Origin of the sequence: Pseudophaeobacter sp. C1-32P7 (genome assembly GCF_041008775.1) — a bacterium.
Lineage (GTDB): Bacteria > Pseudomonadota > Alphaproteobacteria > Rhodobacterales > Rhodobacteraceae > Phycobacter > Phycobacter gallaeciensis_A.
This window is the reverse complement of record NZ_JAXGFR010000001.1, coordinates 187,583-213,407: the sequence shown is the minus strand read 5'-3', so window position 1 is coordinate 213,407 and position 25,825 is coordinate 187,583. Positions and strand designations below refer to the sequence as shown.

The 25,825-nt window shown below is 61.8% G+C and carries 25 protein-coding genes; 9 read left to right on the top strand and 16 right to left on the bottom strand.

Annotation, left to right across the window (positions count from 1 at the left end):
- Positions 1-230: 230 nt before the first annotated feature.
- Together SM763_RS01005 and SM763_RS01000 are read right to left on the bottom strand one after the other, a co-directional pair.
- Positions 231-1,637, bottom strand: a complete 1,407-nt coding sequence (locus SM763_RS01005; RefSeq protein WP_368997089.1) for a methyl-accepting chemotaxis protein — start codon at positions 1,635-1,637, stop codon at positions 231-233.
- Positions 1,638-1,695: 58 nt separating this feature from the next.
- Entirely contained in the window at positions 1,696-2,148 is a 453-nt protein-coding gene (locus tag SM763_RS01000) for an iron-sulfur cluster assembly scaffold protein (RefSeq protein WP_368997087.1), read from the bottom strand.
- A gap of 58 nt (positions 2,149-2,206) precedes the next feature.
- On the opposite strand from SM763_RS01000, the gene hisI reads away from it, so the two are divergent.
- Entirely contained in the window at positions 2,207-2,602 is a 396-nt protein-coding gene (gene hisI / locus SM763_RS00995; protein WP_368997085.1) for a phosphoribosyl-AMP cyclohydrolase, read from the top strand.
- Positions 2,603-2,608: 6 nt separating this feature from the next.
- Here the strand turns inward: hisI and gluQRS are convergent, their stop codons facing one another.
- From gluQRS to SM763_RS00980, 3 genes are all read right to left on the bottom strand, one after another.
- Positions 2,609-3,451 carry a tRNA glutamyl-Q(34) synthetase GluQRS gene (gluQRS, locus tag SM763_RS00990; protein ID WP_368997083.1) on the bottom strand — a complete coding sequence of 281 codons (843 nt, stop codon included), beginning with the start codon at positions 3,449-3,451 and terminating at the stop codon, positions 2,609-2,611.
- Between the two features lie 15 nt (positions 3,452-3,466).
- Positions 3,467-4,810 (bottom strand): methylenetetrahydrofolate--tRNA-(uracil(54)-C(5))-methyltransferase (FADH(2)-oxidizing) TrmFO, encoded by a 1,344-nt coding sequence (trmFO, locus tag SM763_RS00985; RefSeq protein WP_368997082.1) that lies wholly within the window; start codon positions 4,808-4,810, stop codon positions 3,467-3,469.
- A 339-nt stretch (positions 4,811-5,149) separates the two neighbouring features.
- A complete protein-coding gene (locus SM763_RS00980; protein ID WP_368997080.1) occupies positions 5,150-5,938 on the bottom strand; it encodes an enoyl-CoA hydratase in 789 nt (262 codons plus the stop codon).
- A gap of 58 nt (positions 5,939-5,996) precedes the next feature.
- Here SM763_RS00980 and SM763_RS00975 point away from each other — a divergent pair, with 58 nt between their 5' ends.
- Complete coding sequence (locus SM763_RS00975) at positions 5,997-6,419, top strand: PaaI family thioesterase (protein WP_274828018.1); 423 nt, start codon at positions 5,997-5,999, stop codon at positions 6,417-6,419.
- 3 nt (positions 6,420-6,422) lie between these two features.
- Here the strand turns inward: SM763_RS00975 and asd are convergent, their stop codons facing one another.
- Positions 6,423-7,313, bottom strand: coding sequence for an archaetidylserine decarboxylase (gene asd, locus SM763_RS00970; RefSeq protein ID WP_368997078.1), 891 nt, complete (start codon positions 7,311-7,313; stop codon positions 6,423-6,425).
- Positions 7,314-7,512: 199 nt separating this feature from the next.
- Here asd and SM763_RS00965 point away from each other — a divergent pair, with 199 nt between their 5' ends.
- From SM763_RS00965 to SM763_RS00945, 5 genes are all read left to right on the top strand, one after another.
- Positions 7,513-8,112, top strand: coding sequence for a holin-associated N-acetylmuramidase (locus SM763_RS00965; RefSeq protein WP_368997076.1), 600 nt, complete (start codon positions 7,513-7,515; stop codon positions 8,110-8,112).
- Between the two features lie 5 nt (positions 8,113-8,117).
- Entirely contained in the window at positions 8,118-8,711 is a 594-nt protein-coding gene (locus SM763_RS00960; RefSeq protein WP_368997502.1) for a holin family protein, read from the top strand.
- A gap of 79 nt (positions 8,712-8,790) precedes the next feature.
- Positions 8,791-10,758, top strand: a complete 1,968-nt coding sequence (locus SM763_RS00955; protein ID WP_274833972.1) for a heme lyase CcmF/NrfE family subunit — start codon at positions 8,791-8,793, stop codon at positions 10,756-10,758.
- Positions 10,759-10,808: 50 nt separating this feature from the next.
- Complete coding sequence (locus tag SM763_RS00950) at positions 10,809-11,249, top strand: cytochrome c-type biogenesis protein (protein ID WP_368997501.1); 441 nt, start codon at positions 10,809-10,811, stop codon at positions 11,247-11,249.
- A 114-nt stretch (positions 11,250-11,363) separates the two neighbouring features.
- Complete coding sequence (locus tag SM763_RS00945) at positions 11,364-12,140, top strand: enoyl-CoA hydratase-related protein (RefSeq protein ID WP_368997074.1); 777 nt, start codon at positions 11,364-11,366, stop codon at positions 12,138-12,140.
- Positions 12,141-12,204: 64 nt separating this feature from the next.
- Here the strand turns inward: SM763_RS00945 and SM763_RS00940 are convergent, their stop codons facing one another.
- The 3 genes from SM763_RS00940 to gltX all read right to left on the bottom strand — a co-directional run bounded on the left by SM763_RS00940 (position 12,205) and on the right by gltX (position 16,153).
- Complete coding sequence (locus SM763_RS00940; RefSeq protein WP_368997073.1) at positions 12,205-13,077, bottom strand: calcium-binding protein; 873 nt, start codon at positions 13,075-13,077, stop codon at positions 12,205-12,207.
- Between the two features lie 251 nt (positions 13,078-13,328).
- Positions 13,329-14,624 (bottom strand): citrate synthase, encoded by a 1,296-nt coding sequence (gltA, locus tag SM763_RS00935; RefSeq protein WP_065270151.1) that lies wholly within the window; start codon positions 14,622-14,624, stop codon positions 13,329-13,331.
- Between the two features lie 128 nt (positions 14,625-14,752).
- Positions 14,753-16,153, bottom strand: coding sequence for a glutamate--tRNA ligase (gltX, locus tag SM763_RS00930; protein ID WP_368997071.1), 1,401 nt, complete (start codon positions 16,151-16,153; stop codon positions 14,753-14,755).
- A gap of 79 nt (positions 16,154-16,232) precedes the next feature.
- On the opposite strand from gltX, the gene SM763_RS00925 reads away from it, so the two are divergent.
- Positions 16,233-18,245: a ComEC/Rec2 family competence protein gene (locus tag SM763_RS00925; protein WP_368997069.1), complete on the top strand. Its 2,013-nt coding sequence runs from the start codon at positions 16,233-16,235 to the stop codon at positions 18,243-18,245.
- Between the two features lie 101 nt (positions 18,246-18,346).
- Here SM763_RS00925 and lexA read toward each other — a convergent pair whose 3' ends face one another.
- The 7 genes from lexA to SM763_RS00890 all read right to left on the bottom strand — a co-directional run bounded on the left by lexA (position 18,347) and on the right by SM763_RS00890 (position 23,994).
- Positions 18,347-19,039: a transcriptional repressor LexA gene (gene lexA, locus SM763_RS00920; protein WP_368997067.1), complete on the bottom strand. Its 693-nt coding sequence runs from the start codon at positions 19,037-19,039 to the stop codon at positions 18,347-18,349.
- A gap of 228 nt (positions 19,040-19,267) precedes the next feature.
- Positions 19,268-20,446 carry a molybdopterin molybdotransferase MoeA gene (locus tag SM763_RS00915; RefSeq protein ID WP_368997065.1) on the bottom strand — a complete coding sequence of 393 codons (1,179 nt, stop codon included), beginning with the start codon at positions 20,444-20,446 and terminating at the stop codon, positions 19,268-19,270.
- The gene (moaC, locus tag SM763_RS00910) at positions 20,447-20,917 is read right to left on the bottom strand and encodes a cyclic pyranopterin monophosphate synthase MoaC (RefSeq protein ID WP_065270156.1); all 471 of its coding nucleotides are present in this window, start codon (positions 20,915-20,917) and stop codon (positions 20,447-20,449) included.
- A complete protein-coding gene (trpC, locus tag SM763_RS00905; RefSeq protein WP_274828027.1) occupies positions 20,917-21,729 on the bottom strand; it encodes an indole-3-glycerol phosphate synthase TrpC in 813 nt (270 codons plus the stop codon). Before trpC ends, moaC begins: the two co-directional genes overlap by 1 nt.
- Before the next feature lie 14 nt (positions 21,730-21,743).
- On the bottom strand, positions 21,744-22,394 hold the full coding sequence (locus SM763_RS00900; protein WP_368997063.1) for a uracil-DNA glycosylase: 651 nt from the start codon (positions 22,392-22,394) through the stop codon (positions 21,744-21,746).
- Complete coding sequence (trpD, locus tag SM763_RS00895; RefSeq protein ID WP_368997062.1) at positions 22,394-23,416, bottom strand: anthranilate phosphoribosyltransferase; 1,023 nt, start codon at positions 23,414-23,416, stop codon at positions 22,394-22,396. Before trpD ends, SM763_RS00900 begins: the two co-directional genes overlap by 1 nt.
- The gene (locus SM763_RS00890; RefSeq protein WP_065270159.1) at positions 23,413-23,994 is read right to left on the bottom strand and encodes an anthranilate synthase component II; all 582 of its coding nucleotides are present in this window, start codon (positions 23,992-23,994) and stop codon (positions 23,413-23,415) included. Before SM763_RS00890 ends, trpD begins: the two co-directional genes overlap by 4 nt.
- Before the next feature lie 194 nt (positions 23,995-24,188).
- Here SM763_RS00890 and SM763_RS00885 point away from each other — a divergent pair, with 194 nt between their 5' ends.
- Positions 24,189-25,745, top strand: coding sequence for a divergent polysaccharide deacteylase family protein (locus SM763_RS00885; protein ID WP_368997061.1), 1,557 nt, complete (start codon positions 24,189-24,191; stop codon positions 25,743-25,745).
- The last annotated feature ends 80 nt before the right edge of the window (positions 25,746-25,825 follow it).

Here is a 25,825-nt window from a genome sequence, read left to right as displayed (position 1 = left end):
TGGCTCTTCATGGTGGTCGCACTGCATCCTGTCCCGAACCGATGAGGGGAACACCTGCCTGTACCCATCCCCGTCCGGCCTTGCCTGATTGCCGGAAAGCATGACCCGTCCCGCATGAAGAACCAGAGTTGCCGCCACCATCTGCCCGGATGTGTGGCGGCTTTTTTCATTGCGTAAATATATAGTTGCGCGGGGTTTTCGTCTGTTTCGGGGATCCGTGTAATTGGGCTTCAGGTCGTAAAGGCCATCCGCAGACCACCCCAATGGCGACCACCCACGGTAATGGGCGCCGACAGGTCTTTCATCATGACGAAGTCGCCGCCGCCCATGTCGCGCCGGTAAACCTGCATCAGGAAGGGACCTGTGTTGCGTCCGGCCTTGAGCCCGACGCGATCATCGAAAATCCGCCGGTTGCGGCAGTTGGCCATGTTCCAGTCAGGATCCGCGCTTTGCGGTTTGGAAAATTTCTTGTTGTGGGTCGGGAGGTATCCGTTGACGTCCACTGCTGCGGAAAAGACCACGCGTGGATCCAGATCCAGGGCGGCCTCTAGCAGCGGCGGCAGGACGCTGTCGGTGAACTTGGTGAAACGGGTCATGACCTGTGTCGGATTGGTGTTGGGGATTGGAACATACGTCCGGTCGAACAGATCTGCCTGCGAAATCCGGCTGCTGGTCAGGCCCTCTTCGAATAGCCTGCCAATCTGGGCCGCCATGTCGGTGACAAATGCGATGAAAATCTTGTCCCCGGATTGGCCGCCAAGAGCGACCGTGCCCTGAACAAGGCGTTCAGAGGAAAGAATAAGATTTTCAACACGGTGGTGGGTATTTTGAATGTCGGCAGTGGTGTCCTGAACAGAATGCTTGATCCGGTTGATGTTGGGAAAACACGCCTCCATCGCGTCGCGCACGGTCGTGGCATCGGTCAGAATCCGGCCGGTTTCGCTGTTCACGTTCTGGGCGTCTTTTTCAATGCCAGCCAGCGACGCGTCGGTATCTCGGGCGCGGTCCAGGATTTGCTTGGCGGATTTGGATATCGTCTCAGTCTCTTCGTCCAGAGTCCGGATCCAGCTGTAAAGCGTTTCGATATTTGTGCTGATCTCCCGTGCTGCGCGTTGGGTGCGTTTGGATAGATCATTGATCGCCTCTGCAACGACTGCAAATCCCCGCCCGGCATCGCCTGCGCGGCCCGCTTCGATCTTGGCATTGATGGCCAGAATGTTCACCTGCGCCGCGATCGAAGTGATGATCTCGTTGTCCTTGCGCATAGCGTCGACGGTGTTGCTGACGTCCTCGGTCCGGCTGTTGAGATCCTGCACCCATTCGGCAACCTCCTGGCTGCGGCCGCTGCTTTCGCGGACGAGGGCTACGGACTCTCTGGCTGACTCCAGCGTTTTCTGGGTTGATAGAGAGACGGCACCCACGGTCTCCATGACCTGCGCATTCGATCTGACAACCCGCGCGGCGCCTCGGTCCAATTGGTCAAGATCTTCGAGCTGGGTTTTGGATTTACTCTCGATCATGTCCAGGAACCCGGCAATGTCGACAATTTCAAAACCGAGCTGGGAAGAGATTTCGGCAAGATCGTTCAGATTGGCGTCCGCGACTGATGGCGCCTGAGTGTCTTGTTTTTGCAGCATTTAGGGACCCGTTTACTCGTTACAGTCAACAAGTAGCCCAAATGTTATAAAATTATCGTTAAGTACACTCTTCCTTAGCAACTTGCTGAAGCGCCTCACGCGTCGCATCCAGCGCCAGCATGATCGAAGCATGGCGATTCTTGAACTCACGGGCGGGCACCAATACCTCAAGCTCGTCAAAGGGGGCTTGCGGCGGTTCGGCACCTTCGGTCAGCATCGCTTTCAGCTGGTTGCGGGCCTTTCCCACCGTCTCCAGCGAGCAGCCGATAATGTGATCCGCGACAACCGATGCCGCGGCTTGCCCCAGGGCGCAGGCTTTCACGTCCTGGCCGAAATCGGTGATCTTGCCATCCTCGACCTTCAGATCGACGGTCACCGTCGACCCGCAGAGAGGCGAGCGTTTTTTCACTGTGACATCAGGATCTTCCAGACGCTCTAAATGCGGAATATCCGCTGCAAGGGCCAGAATGCGGGAAGAATAGAGTTTGATCAGATCGGTTTCGCTGGACATGCGGGCCTCGGGGTTTCCCTTGGGTGGAGTTCCTCATACATAGGGAGCGAAGCTTCAGATGCAAAAGGTTTTTGCCATGTCCAGCGCGACCACACAGTCCTTTGATCCCGCAAGCCTGCGTTACGACGCAAACGGGCTGATCCCCTGTATCGCGCAGGACCACGACAACCATGAGGTACTGATGATGGCCTGGATGAACGCCGAAAGTGTCGCGCGCACGCTTGAGACGGGCAAGGTAACCTATTGGTCGCGTTCGCGGCAGTCGTTCTGGGTCAAGGGTGAAAGCTCAGGCCACGTGCAGGAACTGGTGGATCTGCGACTGGATTGTGACCGGGATTGCTTGCTTGCTGTCGTGCGCCAGACCGGACCGGCCTGCCACACTAACCGGCGCAGCTGTTTCTATACCGCTGTGCGGGAAGGGGAAGAGGTCGAATTGATGGCGCCCATGGTCTGAGGGCGCTCAGCCAAGGCCCACCATGCGGCGGATGTCCTGCGGTGTTGCGCCTTCGGCGCGGTATTTTGCGATGGCTCGGGCATCGTCGCGTTTGGCGAGGCGCTTGCCTGCCTCGTCACGGATCAGGCGGTGATGGTGGTAGATGGGGACGGGCAGCTCCAGCAGCGTCAGTAGCAGGACCTGTAGCTGGGTGAAGTCGAACAGATCCTCGCCCCGTACCACATGAGTGATCTCCTGATGCACGTCGTCCAGCGCCGAGGCCAGGAAATAGGCGACGATCTCTTCGCCCTTGCGCGACAGAACGACATCGCCGATTTCCTTTAGGGCACGTTCAGGGTCCAGATGGTGCGTGCCCTTATGCGCCGCACCGGTTTCTTCGAAGGTCACGTTCTGGCCTTTGAGGCGGGAAAGCGCGCGGTCAAGATGCAGCCGCAGCGCATCACCCGGTTTGCGATCCGACATGGGGCGGGTCTTGCAGGTGCCGGGATAGACGTCGTGGCTGACACCCTCCTGCGGTGCGGATAGGGCGGCGCGGATATCTGCGCGGCTGCAGGAGCAGGGATATAAAAGCCCCATACTTTCAAAAGTTTCGAGGTATTTGTTGTAGTCGTTCAGATGCTCTGACTGGCGCAGAATAGGCTCGTCCCAGCGAAGGCCCAGCCAGGTCAGATCTTCGATAATGGCCGCGTCCCATTCCGGTTTCGACCGTTGCAGGTCGGTGTCCTCCATGCGCAGCAGGAAGGCGCCTCCGGCGGCGCGGGCCATGTCGTGAGCAATGACCGCGGAATAGGCATGGCCCAGATGCAGCGGGCCGGTGGGCGAGGGCGCAAAACGGGTGCGAAATGTCATTGCGCCCCTCGCGGTTCAGGAAAACTGCTGCAGCCATTCGGTCCAGGCGGCTTTGGCCCGGTCGGTATAGGCCTTGTAGCGGTCCTTGCGGCCGCGACGCCCGCCTTTCAGCCCATCCACCGGGCGGAACAGGCCAAAGTTCACGTTCATCGGCTGGAACGTCTTGGCCTCGGCGCCGCCGGTGATGTGATGGATCAGCGCGCCCATGGCGCTGTCCTGCGGCACGTCGGTAAGGGGCTTGCCCAGGATCTCCGCAGCGGCCAGGCGACCGGCAAGCAGGCCCATAGCGGCGCTTTCCACGTAGCCTTCGACGCCGGTGATCTGCCCGGCAAAGCGGATATTGGGCCGCGACTTCATGCGCATCTGGCTGTCCAGAAGGGTCGGAGAGTTGAGGAAGGTATTGCGGTGGATGCCGCCAAGCCGTGCGAAACTGGCGTTTTCCAACCCCGGAATCATCCGGAAAACCTCGGTCTGGGCGCCGTATTTCATCTTGGTCTGGAAGCCGACGATGTTGAACAGCGTCCCCAAAGCATTGTCCCGGCGCAGCTGCACCACGGCGTGGGCCTTGATGTCGGGCTGGTGCGGGTTGGTGAGGCCAACGGGCTTCATCGGTCCGTGGCGTAGGGTTTCGCGGCCGCGTTCGGCCATCACTTCAATCGGCAGGCAGCCGTCGAAATAGCCAGCGGTTTCGCCCTCGTGGAACTCGGTCTTGTCGGCGGCGAGCAGCGCGTCGATGAAGGCCTCGTATTGTTCCTTGTCCATCGGACAGTTGAGGTAGGCGGTGCGCTCCTCCTCGGTTTCGCCCTTGTCATAGCGCGACTGCATCCAGGCCTTGGACATGTCGATGCTCTCGGCATAGACGATGGGCGCAATGGCATCGAAGAACGCCAGCGCCTCGGCGCAAGTTTCAGCCTGGATCGCCTTGCCGAGATCGGGGGAGGTCAGCGGACCGGTTGCAAAGATCCAGTGACCTTCGGTGGGAAGCTCTGTGATTTCTTCATAAGAAACAGAGACATTCGGAAGGCTCTTAAGCTGGGCGGTCACGGTTTCGGCAAAGGGTTCCCGGTCCACCGCCAGGGCGCCGCCTGCGGGCAGGCGATGCTTATCCGCCGTGGTCATGATCAGACCCTTGGCGGCGCGCATTTCCCAATGCAGCAGGCCGACGGCATTCTGTTCATCGTCATCGGATCGGAAGGAGTTGGAGCAGACCATCTCACCCAGGTTGCCGGTCTGGTGGGCAAAGGTTTCGACCTTGGGCCGCATCTCGTGCAGCACGACCTTTACGCCCATGTTCGCCGCCTGCCAGGCAGCTTCGGACCCGGCCATGCCGCCGCCCACGATATGCAATTCTTGTGTCATGAGGTGCCACATAGGGCAGGGATGGCCATTGCGCAATATGACATGCGTCGGGGGCAGCGATGGCGCGCAATGCAAGGCGGCCGACAACGCACCCGTTTGCTGATCATTGGAATCGGTATTGTGCAGGGGAGAATTTTGGGGCCACTGCGGCGGGAATGTCGACCGGGGAGAGAGACCCGGTTGGAGGGACCTTCCGACGCAGCGGCCCAAAATTGTGACCGGTCTGTGACCGGTGCCCAACCTTTGCCATTATCCTGCCTTTATTGAAAGACCGGATATGGAAACAATATCTGGTCAATCGTAAACAAAGGCTAAACTTGTTTTAAATTTTCGGAAAACTCAGTTGTCTTCCCAATTGGGCGGACGCTTTTCGATAAAGGCGTTGAGGCCTTCGATTGTGTCGCGATGCATCAGGTTTTCGACGATCACCCCGCTGGTATAGGCATAGGCCTCATCCAGGGGCATTTCGATTTGACGGTAATAGGCTTCCTTGCCGATCTTCACGGCCGAGCCGAGTTTTGATGCGATGGTTTCTGCCATCTTCAGCGTTTCAGCTTCCAGGTCCTCTTCGGGCACCGCTCTGTTGATTAGACCCAATTCGGCGGCGCGGACGGCGGACATGAACTCGCCAGTGGTCAGCAGTTCAAAGGCATGTTTTCGCGGGATATTGCGAGACAGGGCCACCATGGGGGTTGAGCAGAACAGACCGATATTGACACCATTGACGCCGAACCGGGTGCCCTGCGCGGCCACGGCCAGATCGCAAGAGGCGACAAGCTGACAGCCGGCGGCAGTCGCAATCCCATGCACCTGGGCAATTACCGGCTGTGGCAGGCGTTGCAGACCCAGCATCACGCTGGTGCAGCGGGCGAAAAGGCCCTCGAAATAGGCCTTGCCACCATCCTCGGCCGCGCGCCCTGCGTTGATCTGTCGGATATCGTGCCCGGCGCAGAAGGCCTTGCCCTCGCCAGAGAGTACAACGGCCTTGATTGTGCTGTCGTTTTTCAAGGCGTCGATCTGCTCTTGCAGGGCGGCCAGCATCTCATCCGACAGCGCGTTCAGCCGCTCGGGTGCGTTCATGCGCAGATGTGCGATCGCATTTGCGTCGCGACGTTCCAGAATTGTCATCTTGTCCTCCTGACCCTGTTTGGGGCAACTCTATGGCGGACAAGGGAGAAGGAAAAGCATGGCTTTGGCTTTTGATGCGGCGGGGCTGACCGCCTATATGGCGGAGATCTTTCCGCAGGTGGCGGATGATTTCGCCGTGGATGAACTGTCCGAGGCAGGGATCACCATGCGGCTGCTGACGGCAGAACGGCACCTGCGGCCGGGCGGCACTGTGTCTGGCCCTTCGATGTTCGCGCTGGCTGATGTGACGGTCTACGGGCTGGTACTATCCCGGCTGGGACGCAAGGCACTGGCGGTGACCACCAATTGCTCGCTTGATTTCATGCGCAAGCCCGAGGCGGGTGTCGATCTGATCGCCAAAGGAACTCTGTTGAAACTGGGCCGCGCGCTCGCTGTTGGCGATGTGCATATGTATTCGGAAGGTTCGGACAAGATGGTGGCGCGCTCCACCATGACCTACTCGATTCCGCCGGAAAAATAGGGGTCAGAGGGCGCGCGCCAGAGGTTCGCCGACTTTCACAAGGGTCTCCAAGCCTTTGGAACTGTTGGTGATCAGATCGTCGCTGAACTGGACCTTCCCGGGTTCAAAGACTACGACGACGGTGGAGCCGCCGAACTTGAAATAGCCCTTTTCGTCCATCTTCTCGACCCGGCCACTGGTGCGGGTGTTGACGATGGACCCCACGCCAAAGGCGCCGACCTCGACAAAGCACATGGTGCCCGCCGTGTCCGTGTCGATCAGGGTCAGGCTGCGCTTGTTGTCACCAAAAACATCCGGCCCGGCGCCAAGCGCGATGGGGTTCACCGAATGCAGCGCGCCGGGAATGTCGCGGGTTTCGGTAATCTGGCCTGCGGTCGGAAAATGATACCTGTGATAATCGGCGGGGCACAGGCGGACAATGGCGAGGGCACCGCCCAGAAACCGCTCGTGCAGGCCGGGCAGCATGGTGCGGATTGACATCGGGTGCCCTTTGACCGGGACAAAAACGTCCTCCTCCAGTTCAGGGAACACCAAGACGCGACCATCCGCCGGGGAGACGATGTCGTTCAGTTCATCACTATAGGGGCGGGTTTCCGGTTTCAGGTGCCGCACGAAGAAATCGTTAAAGCAGCGAAAGCTGGAGACTGGATCGCGGGCCTCGTCCATGTCAATCGACAGTTCCTCGATGACCGCGGCGATCTTGCGCCGGGAAAGGGGCGAGTCGAACCACAGCCCGAACAGGCGGCTAACCAAAGAGGATCGGAACAGTGCGCGCTCCAGCAGGTTGGAGCCTGCGTCCTGATAAGCCCAGCGGATCCATTTCTCGCCAAGGATCACCTCGTCGAAAACCGTGCCGCTTGCCCGGTCGACCACCTTGATCGGAGTATTCGTCATCTATCCGCCTTGTCGCTTGTCCGGCCTGTCTGGCCCATGGCGATGAGGTAGCAGAGTGCGCGCAGAAGGCTCAAGGGCGGAATGCAACGGCGGCGGAGGGCCGCAGGGCCAGACCGTTGCCTCACACGCGGACGCCAGGGTAACGGGACCTCAGCTGTTTGGTGCAACACTTTGCCACTAAACAGCAAAGAGTGTCCGGATGCAGGTCAGACAGATTGCCGAAGAGATCGTCGAGCGCGAAGGCGGTTATGTGAATGATATCGGTGATCCCGGTGGGGCCACCAAACACGGGGTCACGATCGGGACCCTGAAACGGCTGGGAATTGATGTCACCGGCGACGGACAGGTCAACGCCACGGATGTGAAGGCGCTGAGCCGAAAGCAGGCGGAGGATATCTTCGTCCGCTGTTATTTTGAACGTCCGGGGATCGCCCGCTTGCCAGAGGCGCTCCAGGCATCGGTGTTCGATATGTATGTCAATTCCGGCGCCAACGCGGTGCGGATCCTGCAGGGGCTGTTGCGGGAGATGGGATTTGACTTGGCGGTGGACGGGGTCATCGGGCCGCATACTGCGGCGGCGGCGCAGGTAGATGGCGGCAGCCTGCGCGACGCCTACGGCATTGCCCGGCGCAGTTACTATTTCGACTTGGCAGACCGGCGCCCGGCCAGCCGCAAATACGCCCGGACCCGCGCAGGCGGCAAGGGCGGATGGATCCGTCGCGCCGAGACCTTCATCAGCAAAAAATACCACATGGACCGGCAGGCCTTTGCCCGGCGGGTCGCATCGTGGCAGGGATAAAAACGATGATCACAGGTTTGGTTCGCTTGCTGTTTGGACGTAATCGCAACGTGTTGCGTGAAACAGTTGAGGTTTTTCGTGAAAACGCGGAGGCCGGTGCAGAGCGCGCCAGCCGGGCGCAAAGCGCGGCGCTGCAGCAGTTCGCCGCAGAATTCCGCGCTGAACGGCGCAGCGGGTTTGACCGGGTGATGGATGGGATCAACCGGCTGCCAAGACCGCTGCTGGCGCTCGGGACAGTGGGGCTGATGGTGAGCGCAATGGCCAACCCCGCATGGTTTGCAGCCCGGATGCAGGGGCTGGCGGCCGTGCCCGAACCGTTGTGGTGGCTGCTGGGGGTTATCGTCTCGTTCTATTTTGGCGCGCGTCATCAGATCAAAAGCCAGGAGTTCCAGCGGAGCCTCGCGAAAGTCGCGGCGCGCATGCCGAAAGGCGCAGAAAGTTTTGCGTCTTTGCAGGGTGGTGAGGCGCCGTCCGTTCAAGACGCCCCTTCTATGCAGCAGGAAGGACACTTGGCGGCGAGTGCGGAAGCCGAAAACCGGGCGCTGGCGGCATGGAAGCAAAGCCAGCTCAGGCTGTCGCAGGCCGACCCCGCAGAGTAAGCGCGCAATCGCCTCCTGCGGCGGCTGGACGCGCCAAATGCCATTGGCGCCGCCCCGGTGAAAGATTATAGACAGAGGTATGATTACAGAACTCGGTCACTTCGCCCTCATCCTCGCCTTTCTGGTTGCCATCGTGCAGATGGTCGTTCCCATGATCGGCGCCCATAAACGCTGGCCCGGCTGGATGGCCGTCGCCGAACCTGCGGCACAGGCGCAGTTCTTCTTTACCGCCTTTGCCTTTGCGGCGCTGGTCTGGGCCTTTGTGACTTCGGATTTCTCCCTCCGGCTTGTCACCCTCAACAGCCACTCGGCCAAGCCGATGCTTTACAAGATCTCGGGCACCTGGGGGAACCACGAAGGCTCCATGCTGCTCTGGGTGCTGATTGTCAGCCTGTTCGGCGCAGTGGCCTCGGTCTTTGGCGGCGGCTTGCCGCAGACGCTGAAGGCGCGGGTTCTTTCGGTTCAGGCCGCCATTGGCGTTGCCTTCTTTGCCTTCATTCTGTTCACATCGAACCCGTTCCTGAGGCTGGTGTCGCCGCCGTTTGACGGGCAGGATTTGAACCCGCTGCTGCAGGACCCGGGCCTCGCCTTTCACCCGCCATTCCTTTACCTCGGCTATGTTGGGCTTTCGATGGCGTTTTCCTTTGCCGTGGCAGCCCTGATCGAGGGGCGCATTGATGCCGCTTGGGGACGCTGGGTGCGGCCCTGGACGCTGGCCGCCTGGATTTTCCTGACCATCGGCATCGCGCTGGGATCCTGGTGGGCCTATTACGAGCTGGGTTGGGGTGGCTTCTGGTTCTGGGACCCGGTGGAAAACGCCAGCTTCATGCCCTGGCTGCTGGCGGCAGCGCTGCTGCATTCGGCCATCGTGGTGGAAAAACGTGAGTCACTCAAAAGCTGGACCATCCTGCTGGCCATCCTCGCCTTTGGCTTCTCGCTGATCGGGACCTTTATCGTACGCTCGGGGCTGCTGACCTCGGTACATGCCTTTGCCAACGATCCGGAACGCGGCGTGTTCATTCTATTCATCCTGGCCTTCTTCACCGGCGGAGCGCTGACGCTGTTCGCGGCGCGGGCCCAGCAGATGCAGGCCAAGGGCGTCTTTGGCATCGTCAGCCGCGAAGGCGCGCTGGTGGCCAACAACATCCTGCTGGCCGTGAGCTGCTTTGTGGTGTTCTTTGGCACGCTCTGGCCGATTGTTGCCGAAATGGCCTTTGCCCGCAAACTGAGCGTCGGGCCGCCCTTCTTCAACGCGGCCTTCACGCCCTTCATGGTCCTTCTGGGGATGATCCTGCCGGTTGGCGCCATGCTGCCGTGGAAACGCGGTAAGCTGGGGCAGACGGTCTGGTACCTGCGCTATGTGCTGGTGCTGTCGGTTGCCCTGGGCGTGCTGGCCTGGGCGATGCAGACTGGCCGGTCCGGTCTGGGGCCAATCGGGTTGTTCATCGGCTCCTGGGTGGTCTTTGGCGCTGCTGCCGATCTGTGGTCGCGCACCGGCAGGGACGGGCAGTTCGGTCGATTGCTGCGCCTGCCGCGCGCTGACTGGGGTAAGGCCGTGGCCCATGCAGGGCTGGGGATCACCATCTTTGCCATTGCCGGTCTGACGGCGTGGGAAGAGGAAGACATCCGCGTTGCCAAAATTGGCGAACCCTTCACTGTTGGCGGGTACGAGCTGGTCCTGGATGCGGTCGACCGCGCGCGGGGGCCGAACTACTTCACCACCATGGCCACCGTCAGCATCTTTAAGGATGGCGCGGATGTTGCTGTGCTGCATCCTGAAAAACGCACCTATCCGGTGGCGAAGATGCCGACGACAGAGGCCGCAATTGACTACCGGCTGTTGCGTGACCTTTACGTGGTGATCGGGGATCAGCAGGCGGATGGTGGCTGGACCGTACGGACCTATATCAAACCACTGGCCAACTGGATCTGGGGTGGCTGTCTGTTGATGGCGCTTGGCGGCATGCTGAGCCTCAGCGACCGGCGTTTCCGCGTGGCGGCCGGGGCCCGCAAGGGCGCTGGCGCGGCCAAGGTGCCCGCAGAATGAGGGGCGCGGCTATGCTCAATCGGTTTGCCAAGGTTCTGGTGATCACCCTCATGGGGGGTGTCGCGCTGCCTGCGACGCCTGTACTGGCCGTCCAGCCGGATGAGGTCCTATCCGATCCGGTTTTGGAGGGACGCGCGCGCGAGTTGTCCAAGGACCTGCGCTGCCTCGTCTGCCGCAACGAGAATATCGATGAATCCAACGCCGATCTGGCACGGGATCTGCGGCTTCTGGTGCGCGAGCGCCTGGTGGCCGGGGACAGCGATACCGAGGTGATCGATTTCGTGGTCGACCGGTATGGCGAATACGTGCTGCTGCGGCCCACCACCACGGGTGCGAACTGGCTGCTTTGGGCGGCGGGTCCGCTGATGCTGTTGCTGGCCCTTGGTCTTGGCGCCGGGTATCTGCGTGGGCGGGCCAGGGCGCCCGGAACAGCAGAGGCGGGCCTTAGCCCCGAAGAAGAAGACCGGCTGCGGAAAATTCTGGACGAGTGACGCCGGGTCCGGCTTTTCGACCGCAATGCTTTACGCCACCATGGCTGAAATCACATCCGCTCTGTGGCGCCACTGGGCCGCGGGGTCCCGAGAGACGACAGACGAGGCCCTCTGATGGACTATAAAGAAATCCAATATTCGCTTGAGAACGGATTGGCGATCCTGACACTGAACCGCCCGTCCAAGATGAACGCGCTGACTGGTCAGATGCGGGCCGAATTGACCCATGCCCTGAAACAGGCCGCGAGCGAGGCACGCGCTGTGGTCCTCACCGGCGCTGGCAGCGCCTTTTGCTCGGGGCAGGATCTGAGCGATGCCTCCGGCTCTGGCGATCTGGATCTGGAGCGGACGCTGCGCGACGAATACACGCCGATGCTTGAGGCGCTTTATGATTGCCCGGTGCCGACCATGGCGGCGGTCAACGGTCCAGTGGCCGGGGCAGGGGCCAATCTGGCGCTGGCAGCTGATGTGGTAATCGCGACCGAGAGCGCCTATTTCCTGCAGGCCTTTGCCCGGATCGGCCTGATGCCGGATGCGGGCGGCACCTGGTTCCTGCCGCGCCAGATGGGGCTGGCCAAGGCAATGGGCGCGGCCCTGTTCGCTGACAAGATCACGGCCAAGCAGGCCAGCGACTGGGGCATGATCTGGGAAGCGGTGCCGGATGCAGAGTTCGATGCCCATTGGCGGGCGCGGGCTGCCTATCTGGCGGAGGGTCCGACCAAGGCCTTTGGCGCCATCAAGACCGCGATGCGGGGCAGCTATGATAAAAGCCTGGCCGAACAACTGTCGATTGAGGCGCAGCTGCAGGGCGAATGCGGCAAGACCCGCGATTTCCTGGAAGGCGTCACTGCCTTCATGGAAAAACGCCCAGCCAAGTTCGAAGGGCGCTGAAGACAGCCTTATGCAACAGGAAGCCCCCGCCGGTTATTCCGGCGGGGGTTTTTCATTTCAGTTATCAGATCGTAGGTCTCGCGCTAGCGCCATCGGCAAACAGCCGGATATGGCGGTCTGGATCGAACTGTCCATCCTGATCCAGAACCCGTAGGACCTCGACCCCGTCTGCCAGGACGATAGCATCGCTGCCCCCATCCTCATTCTCTTGATTGAAGACAGAGAACCGCGGTGGTGGGCCGTCTTCGGGATTGAAACCGTAGACGATCTGATCCTCGCCCGGCTCGAAATCAGTAATGGTGGCAGCCTCGGTGGTTTCCAGCCAACGACCGGCGAAAAATTCATCTGCGCCGTCGCCGCCAGTCACGGTATCATCGCGGCCAAAGAGGATAAGATCATCCCCGGCGCCGCCATTCACGGCATCGCCACTGGTATCGACATCGGCCCGGATGGCGCCGGAGGGATGCAGATCAAAACGGCTGACCCATAGGACGTCATCGCCTTCTCCTCCGTTGATAGTGTCGCTCCCTTGACCCTCAATGACTCCGTCATTTCCCTGACCACCAAAGATGGTGTCATTGCCTTCGGCACCGGTCATCAGATCGTTGCCGTCGCCGCCGGAGACCAAATCGTTGCCAAAGCCTCCCACCAACGTGTCACTGCCACTATCGCCAAACAGACGATCATTTCCCCCACGACCGTCGATTTCGTCATTTCCGGAGCGTCCTGCGATGGATTCACCTGCGTTAGTGCCTGTAAGCGAGTCATCCCCGCTGCTGCCTTCGATCAATTCGCCCGGTGGGGTCGTGTTACCATTTCCTGGGGGAGAGGGCAGATCGCTGAGATCGTCATCGGGCAGGTTATCTCCATCATCGCTGGAGTCCATGATCAGCCCGGCAAAAAGGCCAAGAGAAACAAGCGCGAAAAGGGCAATCATAGGGTCGTCCTGAAATTGTTTAATACAACTTATAGAAAATTAATCCCGAGAGGTGGATAAGTCAATTTTTAATAGAAAACAAACTTTTACCACCGTTTCCCGTCTAGCGACAATGCTCATGTGGGCACCCGAAATTCGTCGGAGCAGGAGTTTTTTCGCCTTTGCACGCAAAGCCGGAGGTGACCGCCACGCCCAAAAAAACGCCCCGCACCCAGAAGGTGCGAGGCGTCCAATCAAGGCTGTTATGCCGATCAGCGGTTCTCGATATCCACGTAATCGCGGGCGGTTTCGCCGAGGTACAGCTGACGCGGACGACCGATTTTGTTCTGTGGGTCTGCGATCATCTCTTTCCACTGGGAGATCCAGCCGACGGTGCGCGACAGCGCGAAGATCGGCGTAAACATCGAGGTCGGGAAGCCCATCGCCTCCAGGATGATGCCCGAGTAGAAGTCGACGTTCGGGAACAGTTTCTTCTCGATGAAGTAAGGATCGTTGAGCGCGGTTTGTTCCAGCTCCTTGGCAACCTGCAGCAGCGGGTTGTCTTCGACGCCGAGCAGTTCCAGAACCTCATCCGCGGACTGTTTCAGAACCTTGGCGCGCGGGTCGGTGTTTTTGTACACGCGGTGACCAAAGCCCATCAGGCGGAACGGATCGTTCTTGTCTTTGGCGCGGGCGATGAACTCGGGGATCTTGTCGACGGTCCCGATTTCTTTCAGCATCTCAAGGCAAGCCTGGTTGGCGCCGCCATGGGCCGGACCCCAGAGGCAGGCGATACCAGCTGCGATACAGGCGAACGGGTTTGCACCGGAAGAGGACGCCAGACGCACGGTCGAGGTCGAAGCGTTCTGTTCGTGGTCCGCGTGCAGGATAAAGATCCGGTCCATGGCGCGGGCCAGGATCGGGTCGACGTGATATTCTTCGGCCGGAACCGAGAAACACATGTGCAGGAAGTTCGCGGCGTAATCCAGATCGTTGCGCGGATAGACGAAGGGCTGACCGATCGAATATTTATAGGCCATCGCGGCGATGGTCGGCAGTTTTGCGATCAGGCGGATCGAGGCGACCTCGCGCTGCCACGGATCGGCGATATCGGTGGAGTCGTGGTAGAAGGCGGACATCGCGCCAACCACACCAACCAGGGTCGCCATCGGGTGCGCATCGCGGCGGAAACCACGGAAGAAGTTGTGCATCTGCTCGTGCACCATGGTGTGACGGGTCACACGCGCTTCGAAATCTTCCAGCTGAGCAGCGGTCGGCAGCTCACCGTAAAGCAGCAGGTAGCAGACTTCGAGGTGGTGCGAATTGGCTGCAAGTTGGTCGATCGGGTAGCCACGGTGCAGCAGCTCGCCCTTGCCACCATCGATGAAGGTGATGGTGCTGTCGCAGCTTGCGGTCGAGGTGAAGCCCGGATCGTACGTGAAGACACCGGCCTGCGCGTAGAGTTTGCGGATGTCGAGAACATCGGGCCCGGCTGTCGGAGAGAAGATGGGAAGCTCGTAAGTTTCGCCATTCAGGCTGAGCTGGGCTGTCTTATTGGTATCGGTCATAGATGTCCCTTCCTGTTACAGGCACGAAAACCCGGAGAAATCCGGGCTTCGTGCAGGCAGCACCTGCGCGTGGACTGCGCAGGTGAGGTCGTATCGAAGCAGACTTACCCAAGGGTTAAGAGGCGGGATCAGCCTGCAGCGTCGGTCAAACGGGCCAATGTTTCCTCACGGCCCAAAATCAGCATCATATCGAACACCGAAGGCGTTACCGCCCGGCCCGCCAGGGCCGCTCTCAGCGGGCCGGCCAGCTTGCCGAACTTGGTATCCTGTGCTTCCGCGAATTGGTTGAGAAGCGCCTCCAGATCGTCACGCGTCCAGCTAGCACTTTGCAACTGCGGCGTCAATTCATTCAGTATACTATCGGATACAGATGCCAGCGCCTTGGCCGCCTTTGCATCCGGTTCGATGGGGCGTGCCGTCAGGATAAAATGCGCTTTCTCAAGAAGTTCAGGGAAAGTCTTGGCGCGATCTTTCAGGCAGTACATGGCCCGTTCAAGATCAGTTGACTGAACGTCAGTCAGGGCAGGCTCACCGGCTGCGGCAAGATAGGCTTCGATCTCCTGCCGCAGTGCAGCGTCATCGCTAACGGCGATATGCTGCCCGCAGAGGCTTTCCAGCTTTTTGGTATCAAACCGGGCCGGGCTTTTGCCGATTCCATCCAGATCGAACCATTCGCGTGCTTGCGCGTCGGTGAAGAACTCATCGTCGCCATGGCTCCAGCCGAGACGGGCTAGATAGTTGCGCATGCCAGCCGCGGGATATCCCATGGCCTGATACTCCTGCGCGCCAAGGGCGCCGTGGCGTTTCGACAGTTTCTTGCCGTCGGGGCCATGGATCAGCGGGATGTGCGCCCAGATCGGAATGTCCCAGCCCATCGCCTCGTAGATCATCATCTGACGGGCGGCGTTGTTGAGATGGTCGTCGCCCCGGATCACATGGGTGACGCCCATGTCGTAATCGTCCACGACCACGGCCAGCATATAAACAGGCGTGCCATCGGACCGCAGCAGAATCATGTCGTCCAGCTGATCGTTGCGGATCGAAACATCGCCCTGCACCTGATCACGAATGACCGACGTGCCCTCCTGCGGCGCCTTGATGCGCACCACGTAAGGCGCATCCGGATGAGTGGAGGTATCGGCATCGCGCCAGGGCGAGCGGTAGAGCGTCGATTTTCCCTCGGCCCGGGCGGCATCGCGGAAGGCGGCGATTTCTTCCTGGGTGGCAAAGCACTTGTAGGCCTTGCCTTCGGCCAGCAGCTGATGCGCAACCTCGGCGTGACGGTCGGCGCGTTCGAACTGGCTGATCACCTCACCGTCGTGATCCAGGCCCAGCCAGTCCAGCCCCTGCAGGATGGCAGCGGTGGCTTCGGGGGTGGAACGCTCCCGGTCGGTATCTTCGATTCTGAGTAGGAATTTACCGCCGCGTCCGCGCGCATACAGCCAGTTGAACAGCGCGGTGCGGGCGCCGCCGATATGCAGAAAGCCGGTGGGCGAGGGGGCGAAACGGGTGACGACCGGTTTGGACATGGAGGTGATTTACCTTTTGGAAACCATAAGAGGAGTAGCGTTTCTGCCTGTCTACCCACCCGAAGGGTCAGGAGCAAGCATGCGTATGATGCCTATCCTGGACCAGCTGCTACAGGTTCAAAGGGGACATTTGCTGGCCTGGGTGCCGGTGTTTCTGGGGCTTGGAATAGGGGTCTTTTTTGCGCTCCCGGTCGAGCCGGAGGCGGTGACCTATCTTTGCGCTCTGGTTCTTGGTGGAGTGTGCGCTGCTTTCTCGTTGCGGGGCAGCGCCAGCGGATTGCTGGCAGGGGCGGTTCTTCTTTGTGTTCTTGGGTTCATGGTTGCGGGGTGGCGGACCCATTCTGTGGCGGCTCCAGTACTCGGCTTTCGCTACTACGGTCCTGTGGAGGGGCGCGTCGCCACTATCGACCGCTCCGCGCGCGATATGCTGCGTCTTACGCTGGATCAGGTGCGGCTGAAGCAGGTAGCGCCGAGTAGAACGCCTGCGCGGGTGCGTGTCTCGGTGCCGGTGGAGAGCGGGTTGCCCGGTCCCGGCGCAAGGGTGGCCACCACCGCACATCTGATGCCGCCGCAGGGCCCGGCTGAGCCGGGCGGTTTCGACTTCCGGCGCCATGCCTGGTTTTTGCAACTGGGCGCGAATGGCTACACCCGCGTTGCCGTGCTGACTCTTGATCCCGGCCCGCCGGGGCCAACGCTGGCCGGGCTGCGGCGGGACCTGTCTTTGGCGCTGCGGCAGCGGCTGCCCGGCGAGACCGGCGCCATCGCCGCCGCCATCACCACCGGCGACCGCAGCGGTGTCAGTCAGTCAACGTTGCAGGATTTGCGAGCCAGCAATCTGGCGCATTTGCTGGCCATTTCCGGTCTTCATATGGGGCTGGTGGCCGGATTTGTCTTTGCGTCTTTACGGTTTGCCTTGTGCATGGTGCCGCCCATCGCACTGCGACTGAACGTGAAGAAACTGTCAGCGGCTGCGGCCTTGCTGGCGGCGGGGGCATATCTGGCGCTGTCCGGGGGAAATGTCGCAACCGAGCGGGCCTTTATCATGGTGGCGGTGATGTTTGTCGCGGTGCTGCTGGACCGGCGGGCGATATCCTTGCGCGCGGTTGCCATTGCTGCGGTTCTGGTTCTGTTGCGGCGCCCCGAAACGCTGCTCAGCCCGGGCTTCCAGATGAGCTTTGCTGCCACGGCCGCGCTGGTGGGGGTGTTTGGGGCGATCCGGGATGGCGGTCTTACCCTCGGGCCAAAATGGCTGCGCCCTGTGGCCGCCTTGGTTTTGTCCTCGCTGGTGGCTGGGCTGGCCACGGCGCCCTTTGGCGCGGCGCATTTCAACACCCTGTCGCACTATGGGCTGCTGGCCAACCTGCTCGCGGTGCCGGTGATGGGCCTTGTTGTGGTGCCCGCCGCAGTTCTGTCCTTTTGCCTGCTGCCCCTCGGTTTGGAGGGCTTCGGTCTGGCGGTGATGGGAGCGGGCATTGACTGGATCCTGACCGTCGCCCGCGCGGTTGCGGAGCTGCCGGGAGCAGAGGGCACGGTGATGCAGCCAGGGCAGTGGGTGTTGCCGTCGCTTTCGGTCGGCGGGGTGTTCCTATTGATCTGGCAGGGGCGTTTGCGCCTTCTCGGGGTGATGCCGATTGCCCTGGCCTTCGCGCTTTGGTCGCAAGACACGCGGCCGCTGGCGTTGATTTCATCGAATGGCGGCTTGGTCGGGGTAATGGGGCCAGAGGGCCGGGCCTTGTCCCGCAGCAAGGGGCAGGGCTTTGCGGCGCGGGTCTGGCTGGAAAATGACGGTGATCCCGTCAGACAGGTCATTGCAGCAAACCGCTGGCGGTCTCAGGTCAACGACCCGAGCCTTCGCCGCGCCAGGGTTGGTCCCTACACTCTGGTGCATGCGGTAGGCAGCAGGGCTGCCGAGCGTTTGACCTCATGTGCTGAGGGGGAGGTTCTGGTGTCGACGGTTGATCTGAAGCCGGAGGGCGGCTGCATCATTTTGGGGCTACAGCAATTGCGGCGTATGGGCAGTATTGCGATCGATCAGCAAGGTAAATTGACCACGGCAAGGGACCTGTCAGGGCAGCGCATCTGGACCCGCTAGGGCCATTGACCGCGATTGGTAAGGCTCATCCGAACCGGGCCGGTGTCCGCCGCATATGACAACTGGCCGACACTCCGCCCACCAAACAGCGGTGCGGGCGGTCAGTAGCTGCGGATCAGGCCAACCAGCCGCCCCTGTACCTCGACCTGATCGGAGGGGTAGACGCGGGTTTCATAAGCCGGGTTGGCGGCCTCCAGTTCAATCGCGCCGTTGCGGCGATAGATCTTTTTCAGTGTGGCCTCATGGCCTTGAACCAAGGCGACCACGATGTCGCCATCGTCCGCCGTGTCGGTTTCGCGGATCACCACGATATCGCCGTTGTTGATCCCCGCGTCGATCATCGAGTCGCCGCGCACCTCAAGGGCGTAGTGGCTGCCGGATGAGGTCAGCATCGAACTGGGCACGGTCACCTTGCTGGCCATCTGGCTGATTGCCTCGATCGGCACACCTGCAGCGATGCGCCCCATGACGGGCAAGTCCATTGCGGAGCCAATCGCTCGGTCGGTGTTGGCCGCAGCCGGTCCCGCATCTGCACTGGCGGAGCGATCCGTGCCCGTTTCGGTGGATCCGCCGCTGATACTGTCAGGGAGACGCAGGATTTCGATGGCGCGGGCGCGGTGGGCCAGGCGGCGGATGAAACCGCGTTCTTCCAAAGCAGTGATCAGGCGGTGGATGCCGGATTTCGACCGCAAATCCAGTGCGATCTTCATTTCATCAAAGCTGGGCGGGACACCGTCCTTTTGCAGACGCGTGTGAATGAATTCCAACAAATCCAATTGCTTCTTGGTCAGCATGTCCGCCCCTCTGCGCCCTATGACGCTTTGCCATGTTTCCCTTTGTTCTAGTCATGTTCCCGTTTTGTGTCAACGGACCCCATGCGAATTTCCCGGTGGCGTTGTGGCGACGCACCGAACGGCCGGGGTGTCACAAGGGGCAAGGGGCGTGTGGCGCGCGGGCAGACCGCAGGAGCGGTCAACCTGAGAGACGGTTGGGATACGGCAGCCGTCCCGGCGCCGGAAACATCAGATCAAGCGCAGATAGGACATTGTTTCGCCGATCTCGCGGGGCGGATCATGCGGCGGGCGGATCAACAGGGCGTCGGCCTCTGCCAGTACCGTCAGCAGCGCACTGTCCTGCCGCTCGAACGCGCGGATCTGCCCGTCCTCCGTCAGGGTGGCGCGCATGTAATGCTCTCTCGGACCGTTCTGTTCCAGCGGTGCCGCCAGCGGAGCGGAGAGAATAACCTCTTGCAAGGGCGGCAGCCCCAGCATCGCCCGCACCATCGGTGCCAGGAAGATATGGCCGCAGACCATGGCCGACACTGGATTACCTGGCAGTCCGGCCATGGCACAGGTGCCAAGGCGGCCAGCCATCAGCGGTTTGCCGGGGCGCATCGCCACCTTGTAGAAACTCCGCTCCATGCCAAGGTCGGCGGCAACCTCGCCAACCAGATCATGATCCCCAACCGAGGCGCCGCCGATGGTGACGATCAGATCAGCGCCCTCGGCCAGCGAAAAGGCGGTGCGCAGAGAGCTGTGGGTGTCCCGCGCGATGGGCAGGATCCGGACCTGTGCGCCCAGACCCTCCAGCATTGCCTTCAATCCAAATGTGTTGGAGGCGATGATCTGATCCGGTCCAGGAGTGCTGCCGGGCATCACCAATTCATCCCCGGTGGAGATCAGGGCGATATCGGGTTTGCGGGCAACGGGGACCTCGGCAATATTCATCGCAGCGAGAAGGGCGATGTCAGATGGTGTCAGTAGCCGCGGCGCCGAGATGGTCTGGCCGTTTTTGAAATCACCACCGCGGGGGCGAACGTTGGGATTGTCGCCGGGTGCGTCGGTGATGGTGATCAGGGTACCTTTTGCGGTGACGTCTTCCTGAATGACGACGAAATCGGCTCCGTCGGGGATCGGTGCGCCGGTGAAGATACGCACCGCCTGACCCGCGCCGACGGTGCCGTCAAATCCGTGGCCGGCGGCGGCTTCGCCGATCACCTTGAACATGGCGTGAAGTTCGACCTCGGCAGATTTTACCGCGTACCCGTCCATCGCCGATGCGGCAAAGGGCGGTTGATCCCGGCGGGCGGCGACGTCGTCGGCCAGAACCCGGCCCGCAGCCTCAGCGAGAGGGACCAGTTCGGTTCCAAGCGGGGAAACCAGCTCCAGAAGATGCGCGCGTGCCTCGCTGACAGAGATCATTTAAGCCTCGTACCGTCCTGATTTTCCGCCATCTTTCAGCGTAACGCGGATGCCGCCGATTTCCATCGCCTTGTCCACGGCCTTGGCCATGTCATAGACGGTGAGCGCCGCAGTCGACACCGCGGTCAGGGCTTCCATCTCAACCCCGGTCTGGCCGGTAGTCTTGACGGTGCCTTCGATGCGCACGCCCGGAAGGTCGGGATCCAAGGTCAGCTCAACCGCGACCTTGGTCACCGGCAGCGGATGGCAGAGCGGGATCAGCTCGGGTGTTTTCTTGGCGCCCATGATGCCAGCCAGCCGGGCGACGCTTAGAACGTCGCCCTTTTTTGCGCGACCTTCGGAAATGATATCAAAGGTTTCCCGGGCCATGGTGATGTGGCCTTCGGCGGTGGCGATGCGCGCGGTCACTGCCTTGTCCGAGACATCGACCATATGGGCGTCGCCCTTGCCGTCAAAATGCGTCAGGGGCATCACATCGCTCCCGGTGTCAGGGGATTGGCGAGCAGGTGGCGGGTTGCGGAGGCCACGTCCTCCTGGCGCATCAGGGATTCCCCGATCAGGAAGCTGCGGGCGCCATAGCGCGCCATGTCCGACAGATCCTGCGGTGTGAACAAGCCGCTTTCGCAGACGATGGTGCGATCTGCGGGAACCATGCGCGACAGCTCACGCGTGGTGTCCAGAGTGGTCTCGAAGGTCTTGAGATTGCGGTTGTTTATTCCCATCAGGGGCGATTTAAGCGCGCAAGCGCGCTCGAGTTCTTCGGCATCATGCACCTCCAGAAGAACATCCATGCCCCATTCGGTGGCGCAGTCTTCCAGCTCGGCCGCCTGCGCGTCACTGACAGAGGCAAGGATGATCAGGATGCAATCGGCGCCAAGCGCGCGTGCCTCGGCCACCTGATAGGTGTCATACATGAAATCCTTGCGCAGCGCGGGCAGGCTGCAGGCGTCACGCGCCTCGGTCAAAAAGGATTTGGCGCCCTGAAAGCTGGGCGTATCGGTCAGCACGGACAGGCAGGTGGCGCCGCCCTGTTCATAAGCCTCTGCCAGCGCCACGGGGTCGAAATCCTCGCGGATCAATCCTTTGGAGGGGCTGGCTTTCTTGATTTCGGCGATCAGACCGTAGCCTTCGCGGCTCGCCCCAAGCAGCGCATTTGCAAATCCGCGCACGGGGGACGCATTGCGAGCCATGGCTTCGACCTCGGTCAGCGGCACGGCGGCCTTGTCGGCGGCCACTTCCTCCAGCTTGTAGGCCTTGATCTTGTCGAGCACGTTTTCTGTCATCGCGTTGCCTCCAGTCAGCTGGCCCAGTCGATGGGCGCTTCGCCGCGCGCGCGCAGCCATGTGTTTATTGCCGAAAACGGCCGGGATCCGAAGAAGCCGCGCCGCGCCGAAAGCGGCGAGGGATGCGCGGTCTTCAGGATCAGGTGATCGCCCGGATTCAGGTGTTTTTCAAGCCTTTGTGCCTGTTTTCCCCAAAACACATAGGCCGTGGGGCGCTGCGATGTGCGCGCCAGCACCTCCTCGATCAGGGATAGCCATCCCAGATCCTTGTGCCCGTTCGCGGCGCCCGCCGGTACGCTGAGCGCGGTATTGAGAAGCAGCACCCCTTGCCGCGCCCAGCTGCGCAGGTCGCCCGTGGCGGGCACTGCACCAATATCGCTTTGCAACTCCTTGAAAATATTGCCAAGGGCTCGGGGCAGGGGCGCGACATCCGGTTCCACGGAAAAGGCCAGCCCATGGGCATGGCCGGGGGTTGGATATGGATCCTGCCCTAATATTACGACACGGGTGTCTGCAGGCTGGGTCAGCTCCAGCGCAGCAAAACGCTGCGCCGCAGGGGGCAGAACCCGCTGCGTCTCTGCCTTAAGCGCAGCCTCGATTGCGGGCCAGTCACGCTGAAAAAACGGCAGGTCGGACCAGGCGCCAAGACCATCGGGCAGGGGCATCAGCTGCCCCCGGATGTGATCCGCGCGACGGTTGCGATCTTGTCCCGTGCAGCGCCGCTGTCGATGCCGTGGGCCGCCTTGGCGACGCCTTCGCGCAGGTCTTCGGCGTCTCCGGCGACCACCAGCGCGGCGGCGCTGTTGAGCAGGACGGCATCGCGATAGGCCGAAGGCTGCCCGTCCAGCAGCGCCCGGAAGGCAATCGCGTTCTCTTCCGGCGTGCCCCCGATGATATCCTCGAACGGGTGGACCGGCAGGCCCGCGTCCTCGGGGTGCAGTTCCACATCGCGGATGCCGCCGTCTTCTTCCAGCGCGGAGACCCAGCTAACGCCGGTAATGGTGAGCTCATCGGTCCCGTCCGAGCCATGCACCAGCCAGGCCCGTTCAGAGCCAAGCTGCCCAAGTGTTTCCGCCATGGGACGGATCAGATCGCGGGAGAAAGCCCCGGTCAGCTGGCGTTTAACGCCCGCAGGGTTGGTGAGCGGGCCGAGGATGTTGAAGATCGTTCGGGTGCCAAGCTCCTGCCGGGTGGGCATGACATGGGCGATCGCAGGGTGGTGCATGGGGGCCATCATGAAGCCAATTCCGGCCTCTTTTAGTGATTTTTCAACCACTTCTGCGCCGACCATAACCTGAATACCCATCTGCCCCAGCGCATCTGCCGCTCCGGATTTTGAGCTGAGGTTGCGGTTGCCGTGTTTGGCGACAACCGTGCCCGCGCCGGCGACCACGAATGCGGTCGCGGTCGAGATATTGAGCGTGCCCTTGCCGTCTCCGCCGGTGCCGACGATGTCGATAGCGCCCTCGGGCGCCTTCACCGGGTTGCATTTCGACCGCATCACGGCGGCAGCAGCAGCATATTCATCGACAGTTTCGCCGCGGGTGCGTAGGGCCATCAGCAACCCGCCCATCTGGCTGGGGGTCGCTTCGCCTTCGAACAGCAGGGTAAAGGCCTGTTCTGCCTCGGCCCGTGTCAGCGGGCGGTCGGCTGCGGCGTCGATCAGCGGCTTCATCTGGTCGCTCATGCGGGCACCTTCATTTCATTCAGGAAGTTCTTCAGCAGGGTATGGCCGTGCTCGGAGGCAATCGATTCAGGGTGGAATTGCACCCCGTGGATCGGCAACTCCCGATGTTGCAGCCCCATGATGGTGCCGTCTTCGAGCTCTGCTGTGATCTCAAGGCAGTCGGGCAGGCTGTCGCGATCCACCACCAGCGAATGATAGCGCGTCGCCTGGAACGGAGAGGGCACCCCGGCAAAGACGCCTTTGCCCTGATGATGCACTGCGCCCATCTTGCCATGCACGATTTCGTGGCAGCGCACGACCTTGCCGCCAAAGGCCTGTCCGATGGTTTGGTGGCCAAGGCAGACGCCCAGCAGCGGAATACCGGCCTCTGCCGCAGCAAGGGTCAGCGGTAGGCAGATCCCGGCCTGATCCGGATCGCAGGGGCCGGGGCTCAGCAGGATCCCGGCGGGGCGCAGGGCCAGAGCGGCCTCGACATCCAGCGCGTCGTTGCGGCGTACTTCCATCGAAGCCCCCAACTCGCCCAGATAATGCACAAGGTTGTAGGTAAAGGAATCGTAGTTGTCGATCAGCAGCAACATCTTGGCAGGCTCTTTTATGGGTGGCGGGCAGGGCTTGCGCCGCAGTATAGTTGTTGCGACATACATGTTCAGGCTTGCAAGGCAGCGTCAAGAGCGCGGCGCGTTTTTGAAGGCTCGGCGGGGCTGTGGCGACAGGGTGTCGCCCCGCTGGTCCTGACGGCCAGGCCGGACACAAGGATAAAGGGCGAGCGGGCATGCGTGGCTTTCTGGGAGGCGTGAGTATCGGAGCTTTGGTGGCGGTGTGCGGCGCTGCCATGTGGTCGTTGTCGACCCCGCTGCCGCGGCAGGTCGACGTCAGCGCCACGGGACCGGAAAAGGCCACTGTGCCTCAATCGGGCGCGCTGGCGCCCATAGAGACGCCGCAACCCGACGCCGATCTGGTCGAGGCCGCGCCGGTAGCACCTGAAACGGCACCTGCGGATGACCTCAATGACCTGACCTCTCTGGATACCGAACCGGCTGCCCGTCCCGAAGTCGGACCCGCAGGCGATGTGCGCGGCTCTGGCGATGCCGATCTGCCGGATGTGCCAGAGGCCCCGTCCGAGGCGGAAACAGCTGCTAGCGGCGCTGAGCCTGCAATGTTGCCCGAAACAGCAGAGAGCGACGACGGTGTCGAGGTGTCCATGACCCCGGCGCCGACACCCGAGGCGCCGGACACCACGGCAGAGGTGGGGCAGAGCCCGACCGACAGCCCGGCGCCTGGCACCGCGCCTGAAATGACGGCGCCGCAGGGCGCGTCCGAGACGGTTCAGCTGGAGCAAGGCGCTACGGTGCCGGTGCCGCAACTGGGCAGCGCCCCGGATCCGACCACGCCGCCGGTGATTGCCTTCTCCACCCCCGAACCCGCGCCTGAGCAGCCTGAGGTAATCGAAGCGGAGCCGGAAGAAGACATGCCGCCCGCCGAGGAGGCCGAGACGGAAGATGCGCCGGAAAATGGTCGGATCGCCGCGCTGCCAACCGCAGACGGAAGCCGCGCGTCGCAATCGCCGCAGATCGGAACCCGCGTGGTGCCGCTGACCGAACGCGACAGCGAAGAGACCTCTGCGGCGGGCGCTGAAACCACGCAGCAGCCGTTTGATGCTTATTCAGAACCCTTCGCTGGCAGCGATGGGCGGCCCTTGATGTCGATTGTCCTCATCGATGATGAAACATCCGTCGGCGCTGAGGCGCTGGTCGATTTCCCCTATCCGCTGAGCTTCGCTATCGATCCCGAAGATCCCAAGGCAACTGAGAAAATGGCCGCGCGCCGGGCGGCGGGCTTTGAGGTGCTGATCCTGTCGGATCTGCCGCGCGAAGCCATGCCGCAGGACGCGGAGACTGCGATGGAGGTCTGGCTGGACCGGGTGCCGCAGGCGCTGGGAATTCTGGAAGGCGTCGAGACTGGCGTGCAGGGCAACAGGCCGCTGGCGGATCAGGTGTCGGATGTGGCGCGGACCGGGGGATACGGGCTGGTGCTGCAGAACAGCGGCCTTAATACCGTGCAGAAACTGGCGCTGCGCGACGGCGTGCCGTCCGGCGTGGTGTTCCGGGATTTCGATGGCGCCGGTCAGAACCCGCGTGCCATTCGCCGCTTTCTGGATCAGGCGGCCTTCCGGGCCGGTCAGGAAGGTGCAGTGATCATGCTGGGGCGGCTGCAGCCCGATACGATTTCAGCACTGTTGCTGTGGGGGCTGCAGGACCGGGCCAGCCGGGTGGCGCTGGCGCCGGTTTCGGCGAGTCTGCGCGCCAATCTGGCTGCAACGGCAGAATAACCCGTAATAGACACGCACGGGGCAGAGCCCGGGGGCACGGGGTTGCTTATGCGTCCCCGCGCCCCGGAGCGCTTTGATGT